This is a genomic window from Microbacterium azadirachtae (assembly GCF_000956545.1).
GTDB lineage: Bacteria > Actinomycetota > Actinomycetes > Actinomycetales > Microbacteriaceae > Microbacterium > Microbacterium azadirachtae.
Map to the genome: position 1 here is coordinate 1 of NZ_JYIT01000065.1, position 17,637 is coordinate 17,637.

The following is a 17,637-nucleotide window of genomic DNA, read 5'->3' on the forward strand; positions in this document are numbered from 1 at the left end:
GGCGGGGGCTCCGTCGTCACCGGCGGCGGTTGCGTCGGCGCGGTCGTGGCGCCGCCGCCGGTGACGACGGGCCCGTGCCCGTGTCACCCGTGCCGCCGCCGGAACCGCTCGAGTCGGACTCCGTCGGAGAGCGGAGCTGCGAGTCTGGTCCTGCGCGGCTACTCTGCGAAACCCCTCGGGTTCGACGACTGCCAGCGCCACCCGTCGCGCGCCATCTCCGCGATGCCGCGGGAGGCGGTCCAGCCGAGCTCCTCCTGGGCGCGCGACGTGTCCGCCCAGCTCCGTGGCAGATCGCCGGCGCGACGCGGTCGGATGACCGTCGGGATCGGATTCCCAGACGCCGCCTCGAACGCTGCGATCATCTGCTTGACCGACGTGCCCGCTCCCGTGCCCAGGTTCCAGGCGCGTGCGCCGGCGACGGTCGAGAGCTTCTCGAGCGCTGCCACGTGTCCTTCCGCCAGGTCGACCACGTGGATGTAGTCGCGTTCCCCCGTGCCGTCGGCGGTGGGGTAGTCGTCGCCGAAGATGTTCACCTCGGGCAGGCGACCGACAGCGACCTGCAGGATGTACGGCGCCAGGTTGTTCGGGATCCCGTTCGGGTCCTCCCCGATCAGACCGCTGGGGTGTGCGCCGATCGGGTTGAAATAGCGAAGCAGTCCGATGTGCCAGTCATCCTCCGAAGCCGCGACATCTCTGAGGATGCGCTCGAGCATCACCTTGGTCATGCCATACGGGTTCGTGGCGTCGAGGCGGCCGGCGTCCTCGCGATACGGCGGATCCTGCTGGTCGCCGTAGACCGTGGCCGATGAGGAGAAGACGAGGTTGCGGACGCCATGACGCTTCATCGTCCGGAGAAGCGAGAATGTACTGCCCAGGTTGTGCGCGTAGTAACGCAGCGGGTCGGCCACGCTCTCGCCGACGGCCTTCAGCCCGGCGAAGTGGATCACCGCATCGGGGGCGGCCGTAGCGAAGGCGGCATCGAACGCCTCGTCGTCCAGCAGATCGACCTCGATCATCTCGGGACGGATGCCGGCGATTCGCTCGATGCGGTTGATCACCTCGGGGGAGGAGTTCTCGTGGTTGTCCACGATCGTGACGTGGTGCCCGTGTTCGAGCAGAGCCACGACCGTGTGGGAGCCGATGAAGCCGGCACCGCCGGTGACGAGAACACGCATGCCGCAATCCTAGGCGGCGAGCTGCCTGCTACTTCTTCGCGGGCGTGCAGCCGGGGGCGTCGATCGTGACGGGGGTGGCTTTCACCATCGGAGTGTGGCGCACTTCGAGCGGCCCGTAGGCGCCGGATGGTGCGCTGAAGCTCGCCACGATGGTCGTCGTCTGGCCGGGTGCCATGAGCACGTTGAGCTTCGCCACCGTGCGGCCGAGATGCGGCAGCCCCGATGCAGCCACGGGCTGACCGTCGACCGTCACACCGGTGAGCGTGGATCCCACCGGTCCGTACAGATATACATCAGTGGAGGCATGGCCCTTGGGGAAGAAGAGCCCCGGGTCGACGTAGACCGGAAGGCCCGGGACCGCGGCCGGATCGAGCGTGTTCTGCAGCGTGACGGTGCTCGAGAACGTCGGGGCATCGGGCTTCTGGCACTGCGTGCCCGAAGCGGCGATGCTCATCTGCATGTAGTAGTCGAGCTTGCTCGCGGTGAGGTCGTCGATGTAGACGCCGAGGTCCGTGGTCTTGGCGTTGTCCGCCGGCATGTTGCCGCCGACGGGGGTGCCGGCCAGCATCTTCGCCTGGGCTTCGTCGCTGGGCGAGTACATCAGGCGGCCCTCGTTCGAGGCCTGCGTCAGGGCGGTCAGGAGCGCCTTCGGGTCGGCGTGCGTGGTCAGAAGCGCATCGAACACGCTCTTGGCAGCATCGGCGAAGAACTCATCCTGCACGTGGGGATCCGGGTACTTCGCGTAGACGCCGTTCAGCAGCAAGGCCACCGCGTTGTTGGCATTGAGCGTCTCGTCGAACGGTGCCGGCATCGTCACAGGCCCGATCGCGTGGAGCAGATAGCCGAGGGCCACCGGATCGATCGAGGCGACGGCATCGACCGGGGTGCCGTAGGTCTCGGACCACCACGCGCGCACGATCTGCGCCGTCTCGCTGAAGTCGGGGGAGAGAGTCGAGTCCTGGATGTAGCGGCCGATCTTGTCGCCGTACAGGGCCTCGGTCTCGGGATCGAGCGCCATCACGGGCTCCGGCCGCCCGTTGGCGAAGTCCGTGGAATTGGCCTGCTGCGTCATAGAGATCTTGCCGTTCACGGCCGTGAGCATCGCGATGGCCGCCGGATTGCCGCCGGTGCCGCGCGACTCGGCGTTGTTCTGGAAGATGAGGAGGTAGTGTTGCGGGCCGTCGGCACCGAGGGCGTTCGGCAGGATCGTCAGGGCGTTGTGCACGGGGGTGAGGACGGGCTCGATCTTCGCGATCGCGTCGTCGAGCTTGGCGAGCCCGGCGGCGACCTGCGGGACCAGGGCGGATCGGTCGATGCTCTTGACGTTCTTCTGCACCAGCTCCATGCGGGTGTTGGCGGTGTCGATGTCGTCGGCCAGGGTCTTGAGGTTCGCGACGTCGATGCCGCCGTCCTTCGGCAGGAGCGCCTTCAGGTCGAGGCCGGTCAGCGGCAGGAGCGCGTCATGCACGAGTCCGTTGACGGAGTCGGCCGTGATGCGCACGGCCTTGAGGTTGGGACCTGCGACGGGGACCCACTCCGAATTGCGCCACAGGCCTGTGCTCGTCTTCTTGGCGGCGTCGTCCGTCAGGGCGGAGATCTTGGCGATCGTCTTCTTGGCTCCTGCCGGATCGCCGGCGAGCATGCTCTGCTGTACCTGGTCGACGAGCGGGATGGCCTGCTCCAGGTCGTTCCTCGCGATCATCGCCTGGTCGTACAGGCGCTTCGCGGTGAGAGCGCCCACGACGCCGATCACGATCAGGACGACCAGCAGCGAGATCGGAACCCAGAACCAGGGGCTCTTCAGCACGGGGCGACGCCTCCTGTGCGTCTTGCCGACCGGTGTCTGAGGCGTGGCCAGCAGGCGCTCGAAGGAATCGTCCGAGTCGGGTGAGATTCCATCGCGGGTCGGGCGCTCCCCACGATCTTCGTGTCGGGAAGGCACGAAGCGATTCTAGAGATCCCCCGGGCCCCTGACCATGGTCGAACGGTGTCGATTCGGGCACGGCCGATCCGCCGTGCACAAGCGATCAGTGTGCGATTAGATGCTGGGCGAGGAGACCGTCGAGAAGGGCGAGGATGTCGTCCCGGATGGCGTCCTCGCTCACCTCGTAGGCAGCGGCGACGTTCGTGATCAGCTCCGCCGAGGAGAGCGGGCCGTTTGCGTCGATCTCCTCCCACACGTACGCGGCGGTGCCCTGAAGAGTCATCGGATGAGAGGTCGGCGACTCGAGTTCGAGGGCCACGACCTCATTGCCGCTCGTCGTCCACGCGACCGCATCGGCGATACGCCACGGCCCGCTCTGGTCCCCACCCACCTCGTCAGCCTATCGAAGGCCGTGAGCGCGACGCTGCGCTGCCGCAGCCCAGTTGGGGCGGTCGCTCGTGCGATGCGACCTAAACGCGCGAAATGCGAGTGCGAAGCATGCGTATTGCGTCACTTTCCGGACATTGTCACTCGGCTTTCTCACAGATATGGGATCCTGGAGGCACAGGGGGAGCGGGCAAGGATCCCAGCTATTCGTGCCTGATCGGGAAATTGCTGTTCACGGGCATCGCGGCGCCTTCGCCGTCAGTTGAGAGTTTGGGGGGATGTCGCTGTGCAGAGCGGTGATCGGGGCGAGAACGTCATTCAGGGGGCTCAGAGCGCCGGTGCCGGCCATCGGCGGCGCGGCTGGGTGGCCGCGCTCGATGCCTTCGCCTGGGTTTTCGGCACCGTCCTCGCGGTAGGCCTGCGCGTCGATTTCAAGTTGCCGCTGTCCGGCTGGATCGCGACGTTCTGCCTGGGGTTGATCGCGGCGCTGCTGCAGTTGATCGTCGGCTATGTGCTCGCGCTCTACCGAGGCCGCTATTCGTACGGCTCGTTCAGCGAAGTCTGGACGTTGTCGCTGGTTGCGGGAGGCATCACGCTGATCCTCTCCGCGTTCGTCATCCCCTCGGGCAACCAGATCGGTGTCCCGCGCGCCACCGTTCTGCTGGCAGGACCCTTCGTGCTGCTGACGATGTTCGGCGTTCGCTACGTCGCTCGCCTCGTCGTCGAGCGCTCCCGCAAGCCGGGGGAGAATGCCGAGCGTGCGCTCGTGGTGGGAGCGGGGTACCTCGGCGATCGCCTTCTCCACAGCATCACGACGGACCCGGGGTCGCCGATTCTGCCGGTCGGATTGATCGATGACGACCCGGCGAAGAAGAACCTGCGGCTCCGCGGCGTGCCCGTGCTGGGACGCCGGAGCCAGCTCGCGGAGATCGCGGCGCGGACGGGGGCGACGCGACTGGTGATCGCGCTGGGCAACGCCGACAGCGTGCTGCTGCGTGAACTGAGTGATGCCGCGGACGCTGCCGGGATGTCCGTGTCGGTCACCCCCACGGTCACCGACTACATGCTCGAAGGCCGCACCACGGTCGACGTCCGCGACATCGAGATCGAAGACCTCATCGGTAGGCACCCCGTCGACACCAACGTCGAGCTCATCGCGGGGTACGTCACAGGCAAGCGCGTGCTCGTCACGGGGGCCGGTGGGTCGATCGGATCCGAACTGTGCCGCCAGCTCGCGAAGTTCGGCCCCAGTGAGCTCATCATGCTCGACCGCGACGAGACCGGGCTGCAGGGCGCCCAGCTGGGCACGGCGGGCAACGGGCTGTTGGACTCGAAGGACGTCGTGCTCGCCGACATCCGCGACGTCTCCGTGCTGAACGCCATCTTCGACGAGCGGCGTCCGGAGGTCGTGTTCCACGCCGCCGCGCTGAAGCACCTGCCGATGCTCGAGCAGTATCCGGACGAGGCGTGGAAGACGAACGTCATCGGGACGCTGAACGTGCTGCAGGCTGCGCGCCGCGTGGGCGTGACCCATTTCGTCAACATCTCGACCGACAAAGCGGCGAACCCCACAAGCGTGCTCGGGCACTCCAAGCGCGTCGCCGAGAAGCTCACCGCCTGGGCCGGTGAGCAGACCGGTACGCAGTACCTCTCTGTGCGCTTCGGCAACGTGATCGGCAGCCGCGGTTCCATGCTGCCGACCTTTCAGCGTCTGATCGCTGAGGACAAGCCGATCACCGTCACGCATCCCGACGCCACTCGCTACTTCATGACCATCCCTGAGGCGTGCCAGCTGGTCATCCAGGCCGGTGGTATCGGACGCGCCGGCGAGGTGCTGATCCTCGACATGGGCGAACCTGTCTCGATCCTTGAGGTCGCCAAACGCATGATCGCGATGTCGGGCAAGGAGATCGAGATCGTGTTCACCGGCCTGCGCCACGGCGAGAAGCTGCACGAGGAGCTCGTCGGCGCACGGGAGAACCTCGAACGGCCGTTCCACCCGAAGATCTCTCACGCCCACGCCGATACGATCAGTCCTGAGCGCCTGGACAAGGCGGGCTGGGAGGCTCGGATGAACGCAGTGCCACGGAACAATGACACGGCAGTGGTCGACCGGATCGTGGTGGATCAGCTCGTGACCGGCGTGAACGCCGCACCGGGCAGCGGTTCGAATGACTGAGCGCATCTACATGTCCTCGCCGGACGTCACGGCGCGGGAGGAGGAGGCGCTCGTCGCAGCGATGCGATCCGGATGGATCGCGCCATTGGGGCCCGACGTCGATGCGTTCGAGCGGGAGCTTGCCGACCGTGTCGGCGTGGCGCACGGCGTCGCACTGAGCTCGGGCACGGCGGCCCTTCATCTGGGGCTGCTGACTCTCGGAGTCAAGCCCGGAGACGTCGTCGTGACGTCGACGATGACGTTCGCGGCCACCACCAACGCGATCGTCTACACCGGCGCCGAGCCCTTCTTCGTCGACGCGGATCCCGTCACCGGGAACATGGATCCAGAGCTCCTGCGCGAGGCGTTGACACTGCTGCGCCGGGAGGGTGCGCACGTCGCCGCGATCGTGCCGGTGGATCTTCTCGGCAAGGCCGTCGACTACACCTCGATCTTGGCTCTCGCTGAGGATTTCGGGGTGCCTGTGCTCGCCGACGCCGCGGAGTCGCTCGGAGCCTCGCACGAGGGCCGCGCCGCGGGGAGCTTCGGTCGTGCCTCGGCCGTCTCGTTCAACGGGAACAAGATCATGACCACGTCGGGCGGTGGGATGCTCCTCACCGATGACGCCGACTTCGCTCAGCACGTGCGCTATCTGGCCACTCAGGCGCGTCAGCCGGTCGTGCATTACGAGCACATCGACATTGGCTACAACTACCGCATGAGCAACCTTCTCGCTGCGCTCGGCCGCGCGCAGCTGAGCCGGCTCGACGAGATGATCGCGCGCCGCCGTGAGATGCGTGAGCTCTACAAGGAGCTGTTCCGCGACGTGGACGGCGTCGAGGTCTTCGGTGCCGAAGGCGACGAGAACGACAACGTGTGGCTGACGTCGATTCTGGTCGATGAGCAGCGAACCGGATGGGCGCCGACCGAGCTCGCTGCGTTCCTCGCGACAGACGACATCGAGAGTCGTCCGCTGTGGAAGCCGATGCACAAGCAGCCGGTGTTCGCGGGCTATCACGGGGTCATCAACGGCGCATCTCAGACGCTCTTCGAAACCGGCCTGACGCTCCCGAGCGGGTCGGCGCTGACGGCCGAGCATCGCGCGCGTGTTTCGGGCCGCATCAGCGACTTCCTCGGCGGTCGCTGAACCGTGGCTGGTCGTACTCGGCCCTATGACGTGCTCAAGCGGCTCCTGGACATGGCTGCCGCCGTGGTCGCGCTGGTCGTGCTCTCGCCCGTGATGCTCGCGGTCGCGATGCTGGTTGCGATGCGCCTCGGCCGCCCGGTCATCTTCGTCCAACCACGGCCGGGCCGCGACGGACGGATCTTCCTGCTGCGGAAGTTCCGTTCGATGCGTGACGTCGACGAGGCGAGCGGGCTCATCAGCGATGCGGATCGGCTCACTCCTTTTGGACGCAAGCTGCGCTCCACCAGCCTGGATGAGCTGCCGTCGTTGTGGAATGTGCTGCGAGGCGACATGAGCGTGGTCGGGCCCCGGCCACTGCTCGTCGAGTACCTCCCCAAGTACACCCCGGTGCAGGCGCGGAGGCATGAGGTGCGTCCGGGCATCACCGGACTTGCGCAGGTGAGCGGCCGCAACGCGCTCAGCTGGGAGGACAAGTTCGCCCTCGACGTCGAGTACGTGGACAACCGGAGCCTTAAACTCGACGCGCGCATCATCATCGCGACGATCCGTTCGGTGGTGGCGCGGGAGGGGATCTCGGCGGAGGGGCAGGCGACGATGACGAAGTTCGGTGAGGGCGATGGCTGACGGCATCATTGTCATCGGCGCGGGCGGTTTCGGGCGAGAGACGCTCGATGTGATCGCGGCGATCAACGCGCTCACCCGAGACCCGACATGGGACATCCTCGGGGTGGTGGACGACGGGCCTGCTGAGATTCAGATTGAGCGCCTTCGGGACCGTGAGATTCGTCTGCTCGGAGGGATCGAGGCGAACCGCGAGTTGTTCGAAGGCACTCATTACGTGATCGGAATCGGATCGACCGCGGTGCGGGCACGGATCGCGGAAAAGGTCGAAGCGTGGGGGGCTCGCCCGGCGACGGTTGTGCATCCTTCTGCCGTTGTCGGGACGCGCGTGGTGATTTCGGCAGGATCCGTGGTGTGCGGTGGCGTTCAGATCTCGACGAATGTCCGCGTCGGACGGCATACGCACCTGAATCCCGCCGCGGTCATCGGACATGACACGGTGCTCGACGACTTCGTCTCCATCAATCCAGGCGCCGTCATCTCGGGCGAGGTCGCCGTCGGGCGAGCAGCACTTGTTGGGGCAGGGGCGACCGTGCTTCAAGGGCTCACCATCGGGGAGAGTGCCGTCGTCGGCGCCGCAGCGTGCGTGACCAAGGACGTGGATCCGAAAGTCGTCGTCATCGGCGTCCCCGCCCGTGAGATGGAGAACCGCTGGTGACGAGCACAGCGCCGCGTCCGAGGGTAATGATCGTGGTCACGGCTGCGGTGACAGCTCGACTCTTCATGCGGGGGTACGCCGAGTTTCTCGCCGCGTCCAACTATGACGTCACGTTGGTGGCCGACGACGTAAGCGAGATCAGCGACGCTCTTGCCCAGCGAGGGGTCTTGTCCTACTCCCTGCCGATGAGGAGGGATCCGTCCCCGGTGCACGACGCACGAAGCCTGGCACGGATGATCGCGCTGATGCGGAAGGTCCGCCCCGACGCCGTCATCTACGCCACTCCCAAAGCGAGCTTGCTCGCTTCGATTGCGTCGCGCTTCCTGCGCATTCCCGTGCGGGTCTATGAGCTCTGGGGCATCCGTTTCGAGACCTCGACGGGTGTTTCGCGCCGGGTTTTCCAGGGACTCGAGCGGCTGATCGCTTCGAATTCGACGGCGATCGTCGCCAACAGCGAGAGCCTCGCCGCGCGGGCCGTCAAACTGCGCATCGCACGCACCGGTCGCATCTGTGTGCCTGCGTCCGGCTCATCTCATGGAGTCGATTCGGAACACTTCTCGCCCGATGCGCCTCGCCCGGAGTTGGATGCGGACACAGCCCGGTTCCTGGAACGGAACGCAGGGGCGACGATCGGCTTCATCGGTCGGTTGCATCCTGACAAAGGAATTGAAACCCTTCTCGAAGCGGCGAGCCTGGTTCATGACGAGGGAACGGAGATGCGCGTGCTCCTCGTGGGCGGCGACGAAGGTCTTCAAATCCAAGGAGAGCAGGGGCGGCTCCCCGTGCATCGGGCAGGCGACGCGGACGACGTCCGCCCGTACCTTGCGGAGTTCGATGTCCTTGTTCTTATGAGCCGGCGCGAGGGTTTTCCCAATGTGGTGCTCGAGGCTGCCGCGATGGAGGTACCTGCGATCGTGTCGGATGCCACGGGGTGCGTCGACGCAGTCGTGCCAGATGTCACTGGGTTGATGGTGCCTGTCGGGGACGTTTTGGGCGTCGCGGACGCTCTCCGAACTGTTATTGCGGATCGGAATCGAGCCAGAGCGATGGGAATCGCAGCGCGGAGACGCGCCGTGGAAGCATACGCGCCCGGTGTCGTCTGGTCAGCGTTGGAAGAGCATCTTCACGTGCAGCTTGGACAAGCCCGACATCGGAATGATCCGCATGGTTGACACAGACGTTCCGGCTCGACGGGAAGGACGCTCGGCCCTGCGGAGCATCGCGACGCTGCTCACAGGAACGGTGGCCTCGCAAGTCATCGGCATCGTTACGATGCCCCTCCTCAGCCGGATTTACGGCCCCGCGGCTTTCGGCGTCCTTGCGGTCTTCCTTTCCGTGAGTGCTGTGGTCAGTATGGTCTCCGCCTTGCGTTACGACTACGCCATCGTTCTTCCGGGGAACGACGAAGACGCTCATCGGCTACGGCAGCTTTCAACGGGGCTGGTGAGCCTTATCTCGGCGCTCACGGTTATCACGACGATTGCGGTGTTCTGGTTATCTCGTCCGACCGATCGACACTGGTGGGTGCTCCTGATCGGAGTGAGCGTCTTCCTGGCCGGGGAGACATCGATTCTGTACTTCTGGCTGACGCGGAAGAGGCGCTATCGCGCGCAAAGCCTGTCGCGCATTGTGCAAGCGCTGATCACGGCGGCGACCCAGGCAGGCCTGGGATGGCTCTTGGCGCCGACGGGCGAATGGCTCATTGCAGGCTACCTGGTGGGGCAAGTCTTCGGTGTCGGTGTCCTCATCGCAATGGACGATGCTCGCAAGACAGCACCGGTCCGTGATCGACGCAGTTGGTGGTCACTCATGGTGCGATACAGAAAGATGCCGCTCCTCAATGCCCCCAACGCGCTGGTGGACTCATTGCGACTCAACGGGATCAACATGATCATCGGGGGTCGATCGCTGCACGCACTGGGGCAGTTCTCGATGGCTTGGAAGCTCGCCCAGGCGCCTATGGCTCTGATCGCGAGCGCGATCTCGCAGGTGTACTACCAACGGATGGCGGTTGCCACGCCGGGGACGCTCAAGACTCTCGTGCGGAGCGTCACACTTCGGGCGTTGCTTCTCGGGTTCCTCCCATTCTTGACACTCGGTCTTGTTGCTCCGATCGTCGTCCCCTGGTTTCTTGGTGCCCAATGGGCAGAAGCAGGACTCGTGGTCCAAGCGCTGACGCCCTGGCTCTATTTGAACGTGGCAACTGCGCCGCTGTCGACGGTCTTCATCGTTGCGGAACGCCAGGGCACGATGCTGATCTTCGCAATCGTGTATCTCGTGGTACCCCTGACAATCCTCTTGCTCGCGGGTGCAGACCTCGTGCGAGCGGTGTGGTTGACGAGCGCTGCAATGACGCTCCTGCTGGCCTTTCTGATCGTGCTCGCTCACCGAGTCGCTGCGCGCTTCGACAGCCATCGCCTCGGCTCTGACTGATCGCTCGTAGACCCACGCGGACTGGTGCTCGTCGTACCCGACAATGGCGCAGCGTGGCGGGCGCGATCCGGTCGATGCGTGCACCGCAGTCTCTAGATCAGAGTCGCAGAGACAGAAGCGTGACGGCTCCGAGCCGGAGTTGACCGAGGGCGCTGTCGGACAAGATCACCCTTTTACGCTCGTGGCGGCCGCGGTCGAATTTATGGCGGCGTCAAAACGTTCCGCCCACACCCGCTTCGAGTCGAAGCGAGTCGGCTCAGCAAGGATTGTTCGCACGGCGGACACGACGGTTTCGATGTCATCATCGGGATTCACGAGAATTCCTGAACCGAGGGCTTCGCCGACGAGTTCGTACGTCGAGCCCACGTCGGTCGCGACGATCGGGATGCCGAAGCAGGCCGCTTCCATCGCACTCACTGGGATTCCCTCGATAGTGCTCAGATTGATGAAGACCGCTGGGTGGTTGACGCGATGGTGCTCGAGCACCTGGGCCGCGGGGACGCGTCCGCGTAGTTCGACGGACAAAGAAGGAATCTCTGAGGTCAGTGCAACAGCTTTCGCCCGGAGCGCTTCAAAGAGAGGACCGTCTCCGAAATGCGTCCAGGAAACACGCTCGCCGGCTCGCGCGAGCTCGGCGGCGGTGTCAAGGATGCGATCGACACGCTTGAGTGCGATAACGGACGAACAGCTGACGAGCTGTATCGCGTCGGCGGGTTGCGTTCGAGGTTCTACCTCGGGCTGACTCGGAATGCCGAGGCGACGGATCACGATCCGCCCAGGGGCAATGTATGGTGCTCGGTCGCGAAGGTAGTCGCGGCCGCTCTCCGCAATGGTCAGCACGACATCTGCCGCACCGAGAACTGCGCGTCTCAACGGTCGGTAGCCCGCGGTACGCTCGTCGAGATCGTAGCGATGCACGCGGACGGCTATCCGGCGTGCTCGCGGGCGCAACCAGGGGAGCACGTAGGCGATGTCGACACCCCAGAAGCTGTAGACGGTAAGAGGCTGCGCGGACGCCAATGCCTGATTGATCGCAGGATGAGAGGCAAACCATGCGCCGCACAGCGAAGCGATCACATCACTGCGCATCTGGGTCAACGACCTCGCGCCTTCCCCAAGAAAGACCCGTAGTGCCCGCGCTGCGCGTCGTGGATGCCTGAGGCCACGCGCCGCGCGGGCCGGAGTGATGGTTCCCACCGCGCCGAGGTAGCGCACGTTCCTTGGCAGCGCCAGTCGTGCCACGGCCGGAGCAGTCAGGGAGACGACAAGGACTTTATCGAAAGCTGACGCGAGTGCTTCGATCTCGTTGCGCACGAATGCAGCATCCCCGGCATCGTACGGATACTGGTGCGTCAGGAGAAGCAGCCGCCCGGCGGCCTCAGACATCGTCGGCGATCGCATCGGGAGTTCTTGGAGCGCCTCGGTACTGGGTGAGGTAGACCCCGATCGTCGCGAAGGTAGCGAAGCCCAGCCACTCGTGCGGGACATCGACGAACGTGCTGTGCATTCCGAAAAGGAGAGGAAGTGTCCAGATCACCGCCACGGTCGCTGCCGCCAGAGCGCGGTCCGGTGACCTCCTGGACGCGACCGAGTTCGCACGCAGAGCGGTCGCCAGCAAAGTGACTGTGATCAGGGCGGCAATGATACCGAGGAATACGCCATACTGTGTCGCGAACTCGATCGCACCGTTATGCGGATTAACCATCCCGAATGTCATCCTCGATGTCCCCGTGCTCAGGGCGGACAGCTCATAGCCCCCGGGTCCAGAGCCGAAAGGGTTCTCGGCGATCATGTCGAGACCGTTGAGCGCAAGGTTCCAGCGAGCGAGGAGAGAGCTGTCGGACGGAATCTTGATCCCGCCGATGGTGATCTCGTACGAGTCCCTTGAAATGCCGGCGGAGATGTCGCCTGCGGTACGGCCTTGGAACATCACCAGCACGGCAATAACGCCGATCAGCGCGAACACCAGAATAGCTGCTTGCGCGACGCGGGAACGGACACGGAGTATCACCCATACCGCGGCGCCGAGGACAAGAGCGGCGAGACCGAACCGGCTGCTCGTGAGAAACATGATCGGCACGGAGGCGAAGGCGGCCAAGTAGTACGCCCTTCGTACCCAGACTCGACTCGTCAACCGTGCGCCCGCGATGAGGAGGGGGATTGTCAGGGTGAGGAAGGCGGCGTAGTTGTTCGGATTGAAGAACACCACGACGACGCCCGTCTTTGACGCGCCGGGGTTCGCATCCAGGTAACTCGGTCCGAAATGATGCCCGGTGAGCAGTTCGACGATTGCCAGAACAGTTGTGATGATGGATGCGAGCAACCAGCCGAGGAGCAGCGACTTGATGGTATTGCGCGTACTGGGCAGCGAGATCAGCCCGAGGGTGATGAAGAGGCCGCCTGCCACTACGACAGCTTCCGCGGAGGCGTACAAGGCGCCGAATCGATTTGCTAGCGTGACGAGCGCGATGCCAAGGACGACAATCGAGAACAGTGCAATCAAGAGCCGCAGACGGCTCGGAGGGCGTTTGTGTATGTGCCCGATCGCATAGACGAAGAAGATGATTGCGTACGCGGTGAACGATGATACGGGGCCAACGTGGGGCAACACGGGGTTGAGTGCCGCGACGGGGATCAGCCCGGCGACGAGGAGCTGCCCGATCCGGCTCAAGGGCTTCGCGCCTGTTGCCGGTGCCGCATCCTGGATGACGCGTGAACCGGAATTGATGGAGGTCATGATCGACGCGCCCGCAGCAACGCGCTTTCGTGTGCGGTCGGCGTGCGCAGCTGTTCGATCAGTCGTTTCATGATCGCCTGCTTATCGATATAGGGCCTTGCGGCTTCGCGCACAGAGGACCGCGCCCGATCGACGAGCCCGTCGTGGAACGCGACGATGCGCTCGATGCTGACTCCCTTCCCATCGCAGAAATAGTACTCAAAATGCGACGGGAGTCCAGAATCTTCATGCGTTGAATAGACAGGCAGGCCGGCCGCGAGATACTCCCTGACCTTGAGTGTCGATGCCTGGAGGAGATCCTTGCGATCGAGGGCGAGCGAAGCAATCGCGACTTGGGCTCCCGCGAGCACGGGCGACATCTGGTCGGGGGTCAGTTCTCCATGCAGCTTCACCACGCCTCTTGCGGCGAGCTGCTCGGCCAAAGGGAGTTGTTCGTCCTCAAGGCGCCCCACAAGATGGACAACGAGAGAGTTCTGGATGTGAGGGGCGGACTCTGCAAGAGCCGAGAGTAGTCGATCGAGGCCTTGCCAGGAGTAGAACACGCTCGAGACGAAAACGGCATGGATTGGACCCGTGGTCGCTGGGATCGCGTCGGAGACAGGGAGACCCCCGAGATCGATGCCGTTTGGATAAGTCGCGACGACGGCAGCGTGGGGAAATCGCCGGCTTTCATAAAGCGCGATCTCCTCGGTCACGCCGATGACGCCGCGAAGCCGCCGGAAAGCCCACGTCTTGAGGCGACCCTCCAGAAACAAGGTCATTCGCCGACGAATTCCGCTGGTCAGCAGCGCTAGCTCTTCGCGTTCCTTGCTGTGATGGATCGTGTAGAGATTGGGGATCAGCGGGGCCATGAATGCAGCGAACGGGTCGGGAGAAATCGTTCGCATGAGGACCGCGTCGTACTTCCGGGCAGTGCGGACGATGTGACACCAGGTGAAGAGCTTTGCAAGTTGGAAGCGTCGTGCCCACCGAGGGACTTTCGGTCCGTCGTCCGTCCGGTCGGCGTCAGGCGTCAGCGTATGGGTGTGCCACACGGCGTTCTCGAGGCCGCTCGCTGCGGAGCGCTCGTATTCAAGTTGCGCGCGTTGCCCGCTGCCGAGCTTGTGAAAGAGGCCGACGTGAAGGATTCTCATGGCGTGACGTGATCCTGGCTAAGACGGTGTTCGCGTTCCGAACGAGATGCCAGGGTACTGGCGCCTTTCTCGATTCTACCTAGACGCGTCGTCGGGCAGGCTCCAGGGGCCGTTCGGCTGTCGCAGTTAGTGTGGTCCGGTGACGAACTCCGCAACCGCTCTCGCGATCACCGTTCTGATGGCGGAGTACAACACGCCCGCCGATCGGCTGAGGGAGTCGATCGCCGCGATTCTGGATCAGACGGAGCGTCGTTTCGAACTGCTGATCGTCGACGACGGATCCGCGACGGACGTGCGTTCAATTGCCGCTGAGTTCGCGGATGAGCGGATCCGCGTCGTGGGGTACGGCGAAAATCGTGGCTTCGTCGAGGCCCTGAACTTCGGCCTCGAACATGCGCGAGGCGAGTACATCGCGCGGATGGACACGGACGATGTGGCGGAACCGGGCTATCTCGCGACGGTATACGGATGGCTGCGCGATCACCCAGAGTTCGCCGTCGTGTCCGGGCGGGCGCGCGAAGTGTCCTCTGACGGCGCGGATCTGCTCCTGGGGCGGCCAGGAGAACTGACCGCGAAGCTGGTGATGCGCGGCCGCACGCCGATTCATCCCGCGACGATCATGCGGGCGGCGGCGGTGCGTGAAGTGGGCGGATACCCGAGTTATCGTCGTTCGGAGGATCTGGCCTTGTGGTGTGAACTTCTCCTTCGCGGATACCGGCTCTACATGGTCCCGGAGATCGTAATCGCGTACCGCGTCGAGAAGGCCGACTTCTCTAAGCGAGTGCTGCGCAACCGGGGGGACGAGATCCGCGTGCGCCTCCGGTACTACCCCGCGCTTGGAGCGGGGCCCCGAGAGTATGCGAAGATCGTAACTTCGATCCTGAGTGGGCTGCTCCCTGTCGGGCTGCTCCGGGTGATTCGGACTCGTGTACATCAAGGCTCGTGAGCGCATTCGGCTGTATGAGCTGAGGCAATTTGATCCCTAGGATGGGCCCGTGGTGTCGGGGTATCTTCAGATGAGCGCGGCTACGCTGCTCGCGCATGCGCTGGCAGCGGCGATCGCCCGGAGCCGCGATATCAAGACTCTGAGTCTGAAGGGGCCAGTCGCGGAACATTATGAACTCCGTGCGCCGCGTGTCTCGGCGGACGCGGACGTTCTCATCGAGCCCGACCGCTTCGCGGAGTTCTGTGCAGCTCTCGAAAGCTACGGATGGCATACGCGGGTTGGTCGCGAGACGCCCGCTCTCTTACCCCATCACTCCGTCACGTATATCCATGTGGATTGGCCGTGCGACATCGATGTTCATTGGATGTTTCCGGGCTTCTTCGCGGATCCCGAAGATGTGTTCTCAGCGCTCTGGGACTCGCGCCAGGAAATCAGCGTCGCTCATGTGCCGGTGCAGGCGCCTTCGAAAGCAGGCGCCGCCGTCATCATGGCGCTTCACGCCGAACGTGATCGACGGTCGCCGAGGCACGTCGAGGAGCAGGAACTCGTCATGAAGGCGCTGGACGAGACATTCACCGAGGCCGAGCGCGCGGAGTTTGTCGAGGTTGCCCGCGCCGGTCGCGCGATCTGGACATTGCGCGACTACTTCAACGCTGCTGACCTCGGCCCCGTCGTCATCGATGCCGACTCCGCCCAGCGGCAGCAGTGGGAGCTCTTCTCGAGGCGCGTAGATGACGCTTCGAGCGTTGCGTGGTGGCAGCGTGTTCGCACGGCGCCGTGGAGTCAGAAGCCTAGATGGATTCTGCAGGCGGTCTGGGTCTCGCGACGGGACGTGCCACGAAACGACGTTGAGCGTCTGCCGTCGCGAAGCGAGCTGTGGGCCTATCAGGCGCGCCGTTGGCGTCGCGGGCTGGAGGCGACGCTGCGATACTTCTTCCGTGGGTAGAGCGGCGCAAAATCGGCGGCCGCGTGTCGGACGGTGTGAGACGAGAGTGCAGGGCGCCCAGATAGCATGGCTGCATGCGCATTGCTGTCGTGGCCCTGGGGAAAATCGGCCTACCACTCGCTGTCCAGTTCGCTTCATCAGGCCACGAGGTCATCGGTGTCGACGTCAACCAAAGGACCGTTGACAAGATCAACTCGGGGCTGGAGCCGTTCCCTGGCGAGGCACACCTGCAGGAGAAGCTCGCTGAAGTCATCGCACTCGGACGATTTCGGGCGACGACCGAATTTGCCGAGGCTATTCCCGAGGCTGAGGCCGTCGTGCTCGTCGCCCCAGTCTTTGTGGACGAAGAGACTTGGGAGCCCGACTTTCAGTACATGGACGCCGCGACGATCGCGCTCGCCGCGCATCTCAGCGAGGGGACGCTGATCTCGTACGAGACGACATTGCCGGTGGGTGCGACGCGCACCCGCTTCGCGTCGATGCTGGAAAAGGGCTCGGGGCTCACCGAAGGCGTCGACTTCCACGTCGTCTATTCGCCGGAGCGTGTCCTCACCGGCCGGGTGTTCGAGGACCTGCGTAAGTATCCCAAGCTGATCGGCGCGCTTTCCGAAGAGGGCAACCGCCGTGCGCGTGAGTTCTACGAGGCGGTTCTGCAGTTCGACGAACGCCCCGACCTTCCACGTCCCAACGGCGTATGGGACCTCGGTACGACCGAAGCTTCCGAGATGGCGAAGTTGGCGGAGACTACGTATCGCGACGTGAACATCGGGCTTGCCAACCAGTTCGGACTGTTCGCGGCATCCCACGGAATCGACGTCTACAAAGTCATCGAAGCCTGCAACTCCCAGCCATACAGCCACATCCATCGTCCTGGCATCGCGGTTGGAGGACATTGCATCCCTGTCTATCCACGCCTTTATCTGGCAACAGACCCGGAAGCCGACATCGTGCGGACGGCGCGCCAGCTGAATGCCTCGATGCCTGATCGCCTCGTGAGTCGCGCGGAGTCCGTCCTCGGATCGCTGACCGGTCTCACCGCGGTTGTGCTCGGCGCGGCGTACCGCGGCGGGGTGAAGGAAACTGCGCTCTCCGGCGTCTTCCCGACCGTGCAGGCGTTGCGCGAGCGCGGAGCTGACGTGCGTGTGCATGACCCGCTCTACACCGATGAGGAGCTGCGAGCGCTCGGCTTCGTGCCCCACACCCTGGGAGATACTGTCGACGTCGCGGTTCTGCAGACGGATCACGCTATCTATCGGACTTTCGACCCGTCGCACCTTCCGGGCATCAGATTGCTCGTCGATGGACGGGCCGCCACAGACCCCGCGCTGTGGGCGGGGACGCCGCGGATCGTAGTCGGAGCGGCCTGACGTCA

15 protein-coding genes are annotated in these 17,637 nt (G+C 64.5%); 9 read left to right on the top strand and 6 right to left on the bottom strand.

Features of this window, described 5'->3' with window-relative positions; all coding sequences use genetic code 11:
* Positions 1–158: 158 nt before the first annotated feature.
* From galE to RL72_RS05235, 3 genes are all read right to left on the bottom strand, one after another.
* The gene (galE, locus tag RL72_RS05225) at positions 159–1,175 is read right to left on the bottom strand and encodes a UDP-glucose 4-epimerase GalE (protein WP_045249766.1); all 1,017 of its coding nucleotides are present in this window, start codon (positions 1,173–1,175) and stop codon (positions 159–161) included.
* Between the two features lie 28 nt (positions 1,176–1,203).
* Positions 1,204–2,982: a DUF4012 domain-containing protein gene (locus tag RL72_RS05230; RefSeq protein ID WP_045249767.1), complete on the bottom strand. Its 1,779-nt coding sequence runs from the start codon at positions 2,980–2,982 to the stop codon at positions 1,204–1,206.
* 220 nt (positions 2,983–3,202) lie between these two features.
* Positions 3,203–3,490: a PqqD family protein gene (locus tag RL72_RS05235; protein ID WP_045249768.1), complete on the bottom strand. Its 288-nt coding sequence runs from the start codon at positions 3,488–3,490 to the stop codon at positions 3,203–3,205.
* Between the two features lie 282 nt (positions 3,491–3,772).
* Between RL72_RS05235 and RL72_RS05240 the strand changes: the two genes are divergently transcribed.
* From RL72_RS05240 to RL72_RS05265, 6 genes are read left to right on the top strand one after another with little or no spacing between them, the layout of a single operon-like run.
* Positions 3,773–5,665, top strand: coding sequence for a polysaccharide biosynthesis protein (locus RL72_RS05240; protein WP_248700387.1), 1,893 nt, complete (start codon positions 3,773–3,775; stop codon positions 5,663–5,665).
* Positions 5,658–6,791, top strand: coding sequence for a DegT/DnrJ/EryC1/StrS family aminotransferase (locus RL72_RS05245; protein ID WP_045249769.1), 1,134 nt, complete (start codon positions 5,658–5,660; stop codon positions 6,789–6,791). The genes RL72_RS05240 and RL72_RS05245 overlap by 8 nt, the downstream gene beginning before the upstream one ends.
* 3 nt (positions 6,792–6,794) lie before the next feature.
* On the top strand, positions 6,795–7,415 hold the full coding sequence (locus tag RL72_RS05250) for a sugar transferase (RefSeq protein WP_276553865.1): 621 nt from the start codon (positions 6,795–6,797) through the stop codon (positions 7,413–7,415).
* Complete coding sequence (locus RL72_RS05255) at positions 7,408–8,070, top strand: acetyltransferase (protein ID WP_045249807.1); 663 nt, start codon at positions 7,408–7,410, stop codon at positions 8,068–8,070. Before RL72_RS05250 ends, RL72_RS05255 begins: the two co-directional genes overlap by 8 nt.
* A 32-nt stretch (positions 8,071–8,102) precedes the next feature.
* Positions 8,103–9,242 carry a glycosyltransferase family 4 protein gene (locus RL72_RS05260; RefSeq protein ID WP_169748213.1) on the top strand — a complete coding sequence of 380 codons (1,140 nt, stop codon included), beginning with the start codon at positions 8,103–8,105 and terminating at the stop codon, positions 9,240–9,242.
* Positions 9,235–10,503: a lipopolysaccharide biosynthesis protein gene (locus tag RL72_RS05265; protein WP_045249772.1), complete on the top strand. Its 1,269-nt coding sequence runs from the start codon at positions 9,235–9,237 to the stop codon at positions 10,501–10,503. Before RL72_RS05260 ends, RL72_RS05265 begins: the two co-directional genes overlap by 8 nt.
* A 165-nt stretch (positions 10,504–10,668) precedes the next feature.
* Here the strand turns inward: RL72_RS05265 and RL72_RS19430 are convergent, their stop codons facing one another.
* Genes RL72_RS19430 through RL72_RS05280 form a run of 3 tightly spaced genes read right to left on the bottom strand, consistent with a single transcriptional unit; the run spans position 10,669 to position 14,373 of the window.
* On the bottom strand, positions 10,669–11,889 hold the full coding sequence (locus RL72_RS19430) for a glycosyltransferase (protein ID WP_169748214.1): 1,221 nt from the start codon (positions 11,887–11,889) through the stop codon (positions 10,669–10,671).
* Positions 11,882–13,240, bottom strand: a complete 1,359-nt coding sequence (locus tag RL72_RS05275; protein WP_082072099.1) for an O-antigen ligase family protein — start codon at positions 13,238–13,240, stop codon at positions 11,882–11,884. The genes RL72_RS19430 and RL72_RS05275 overlap by 8 nt, the downstream gene beginning before the upstream one ends.
* Positions 13,237–14,373 carry a glycosyltransferase gene (locus RL72_RS05280; protein ID WP_045249775.1) on the bottom strand — a complete coding sequence of 379 codons (1,137 nt, stop codon included), beginning with the start codon at positions 14,371–14,373 and terminating at the stop codon, positions 13,237–13,239. The genes RL72_RS05275 and RL72_RS05280 overlap by 4 nt, the downstream gene beginning before the upstream one ends.
* Positions 14,374–14,512: 139 nt before the next feature.
* On the opposite strand from RL72_RS05280, the gene RL72_RS05285 reads away from it, so the two are divergent.
* The 3 genes from RL72_RS05285 to RL72_RS05295 all read left to right on the top strand — a co-directional run bounded on the left by RL72_RS05285 (position 14,513) and on the right by RL72_RS05295 (position 17,632).
* Entirely contained in the window at positions 14,513–15,319 is an 807-nt protein-coding gene (locus RL72_RS05285) for a glycosyltransferase (RefSeq protein WP_139168339.1), read from the top strand.
* 49 nt (positions 15,320–15,368) lie between these two features.
* The gene (locus RL72_RS05290; RefSeq protein ID WP_045249777.1) at positions 15,369–16,265 is read left to right on the top strand and encodes a nucleotidyltransferase family protein; all 897 of its coding nucleotides are present in this window, start codon (positions 15,369–15,371) and stop codon (positions 16,263–16,265) included.
* 74 nt (positions 16,266–16,339) lie between these two features.
* Entirely contained in the window at positions 16,340–17,632 is a 1,293-nt protein-coding gene (locus tag RL72_RS05295; protein ID WP_045249778.1) for a nucleotide sugar dehydrogenase, read from the top strand.
* Positions 17,633–17,637: the final 5 nt, after the last annotated feature.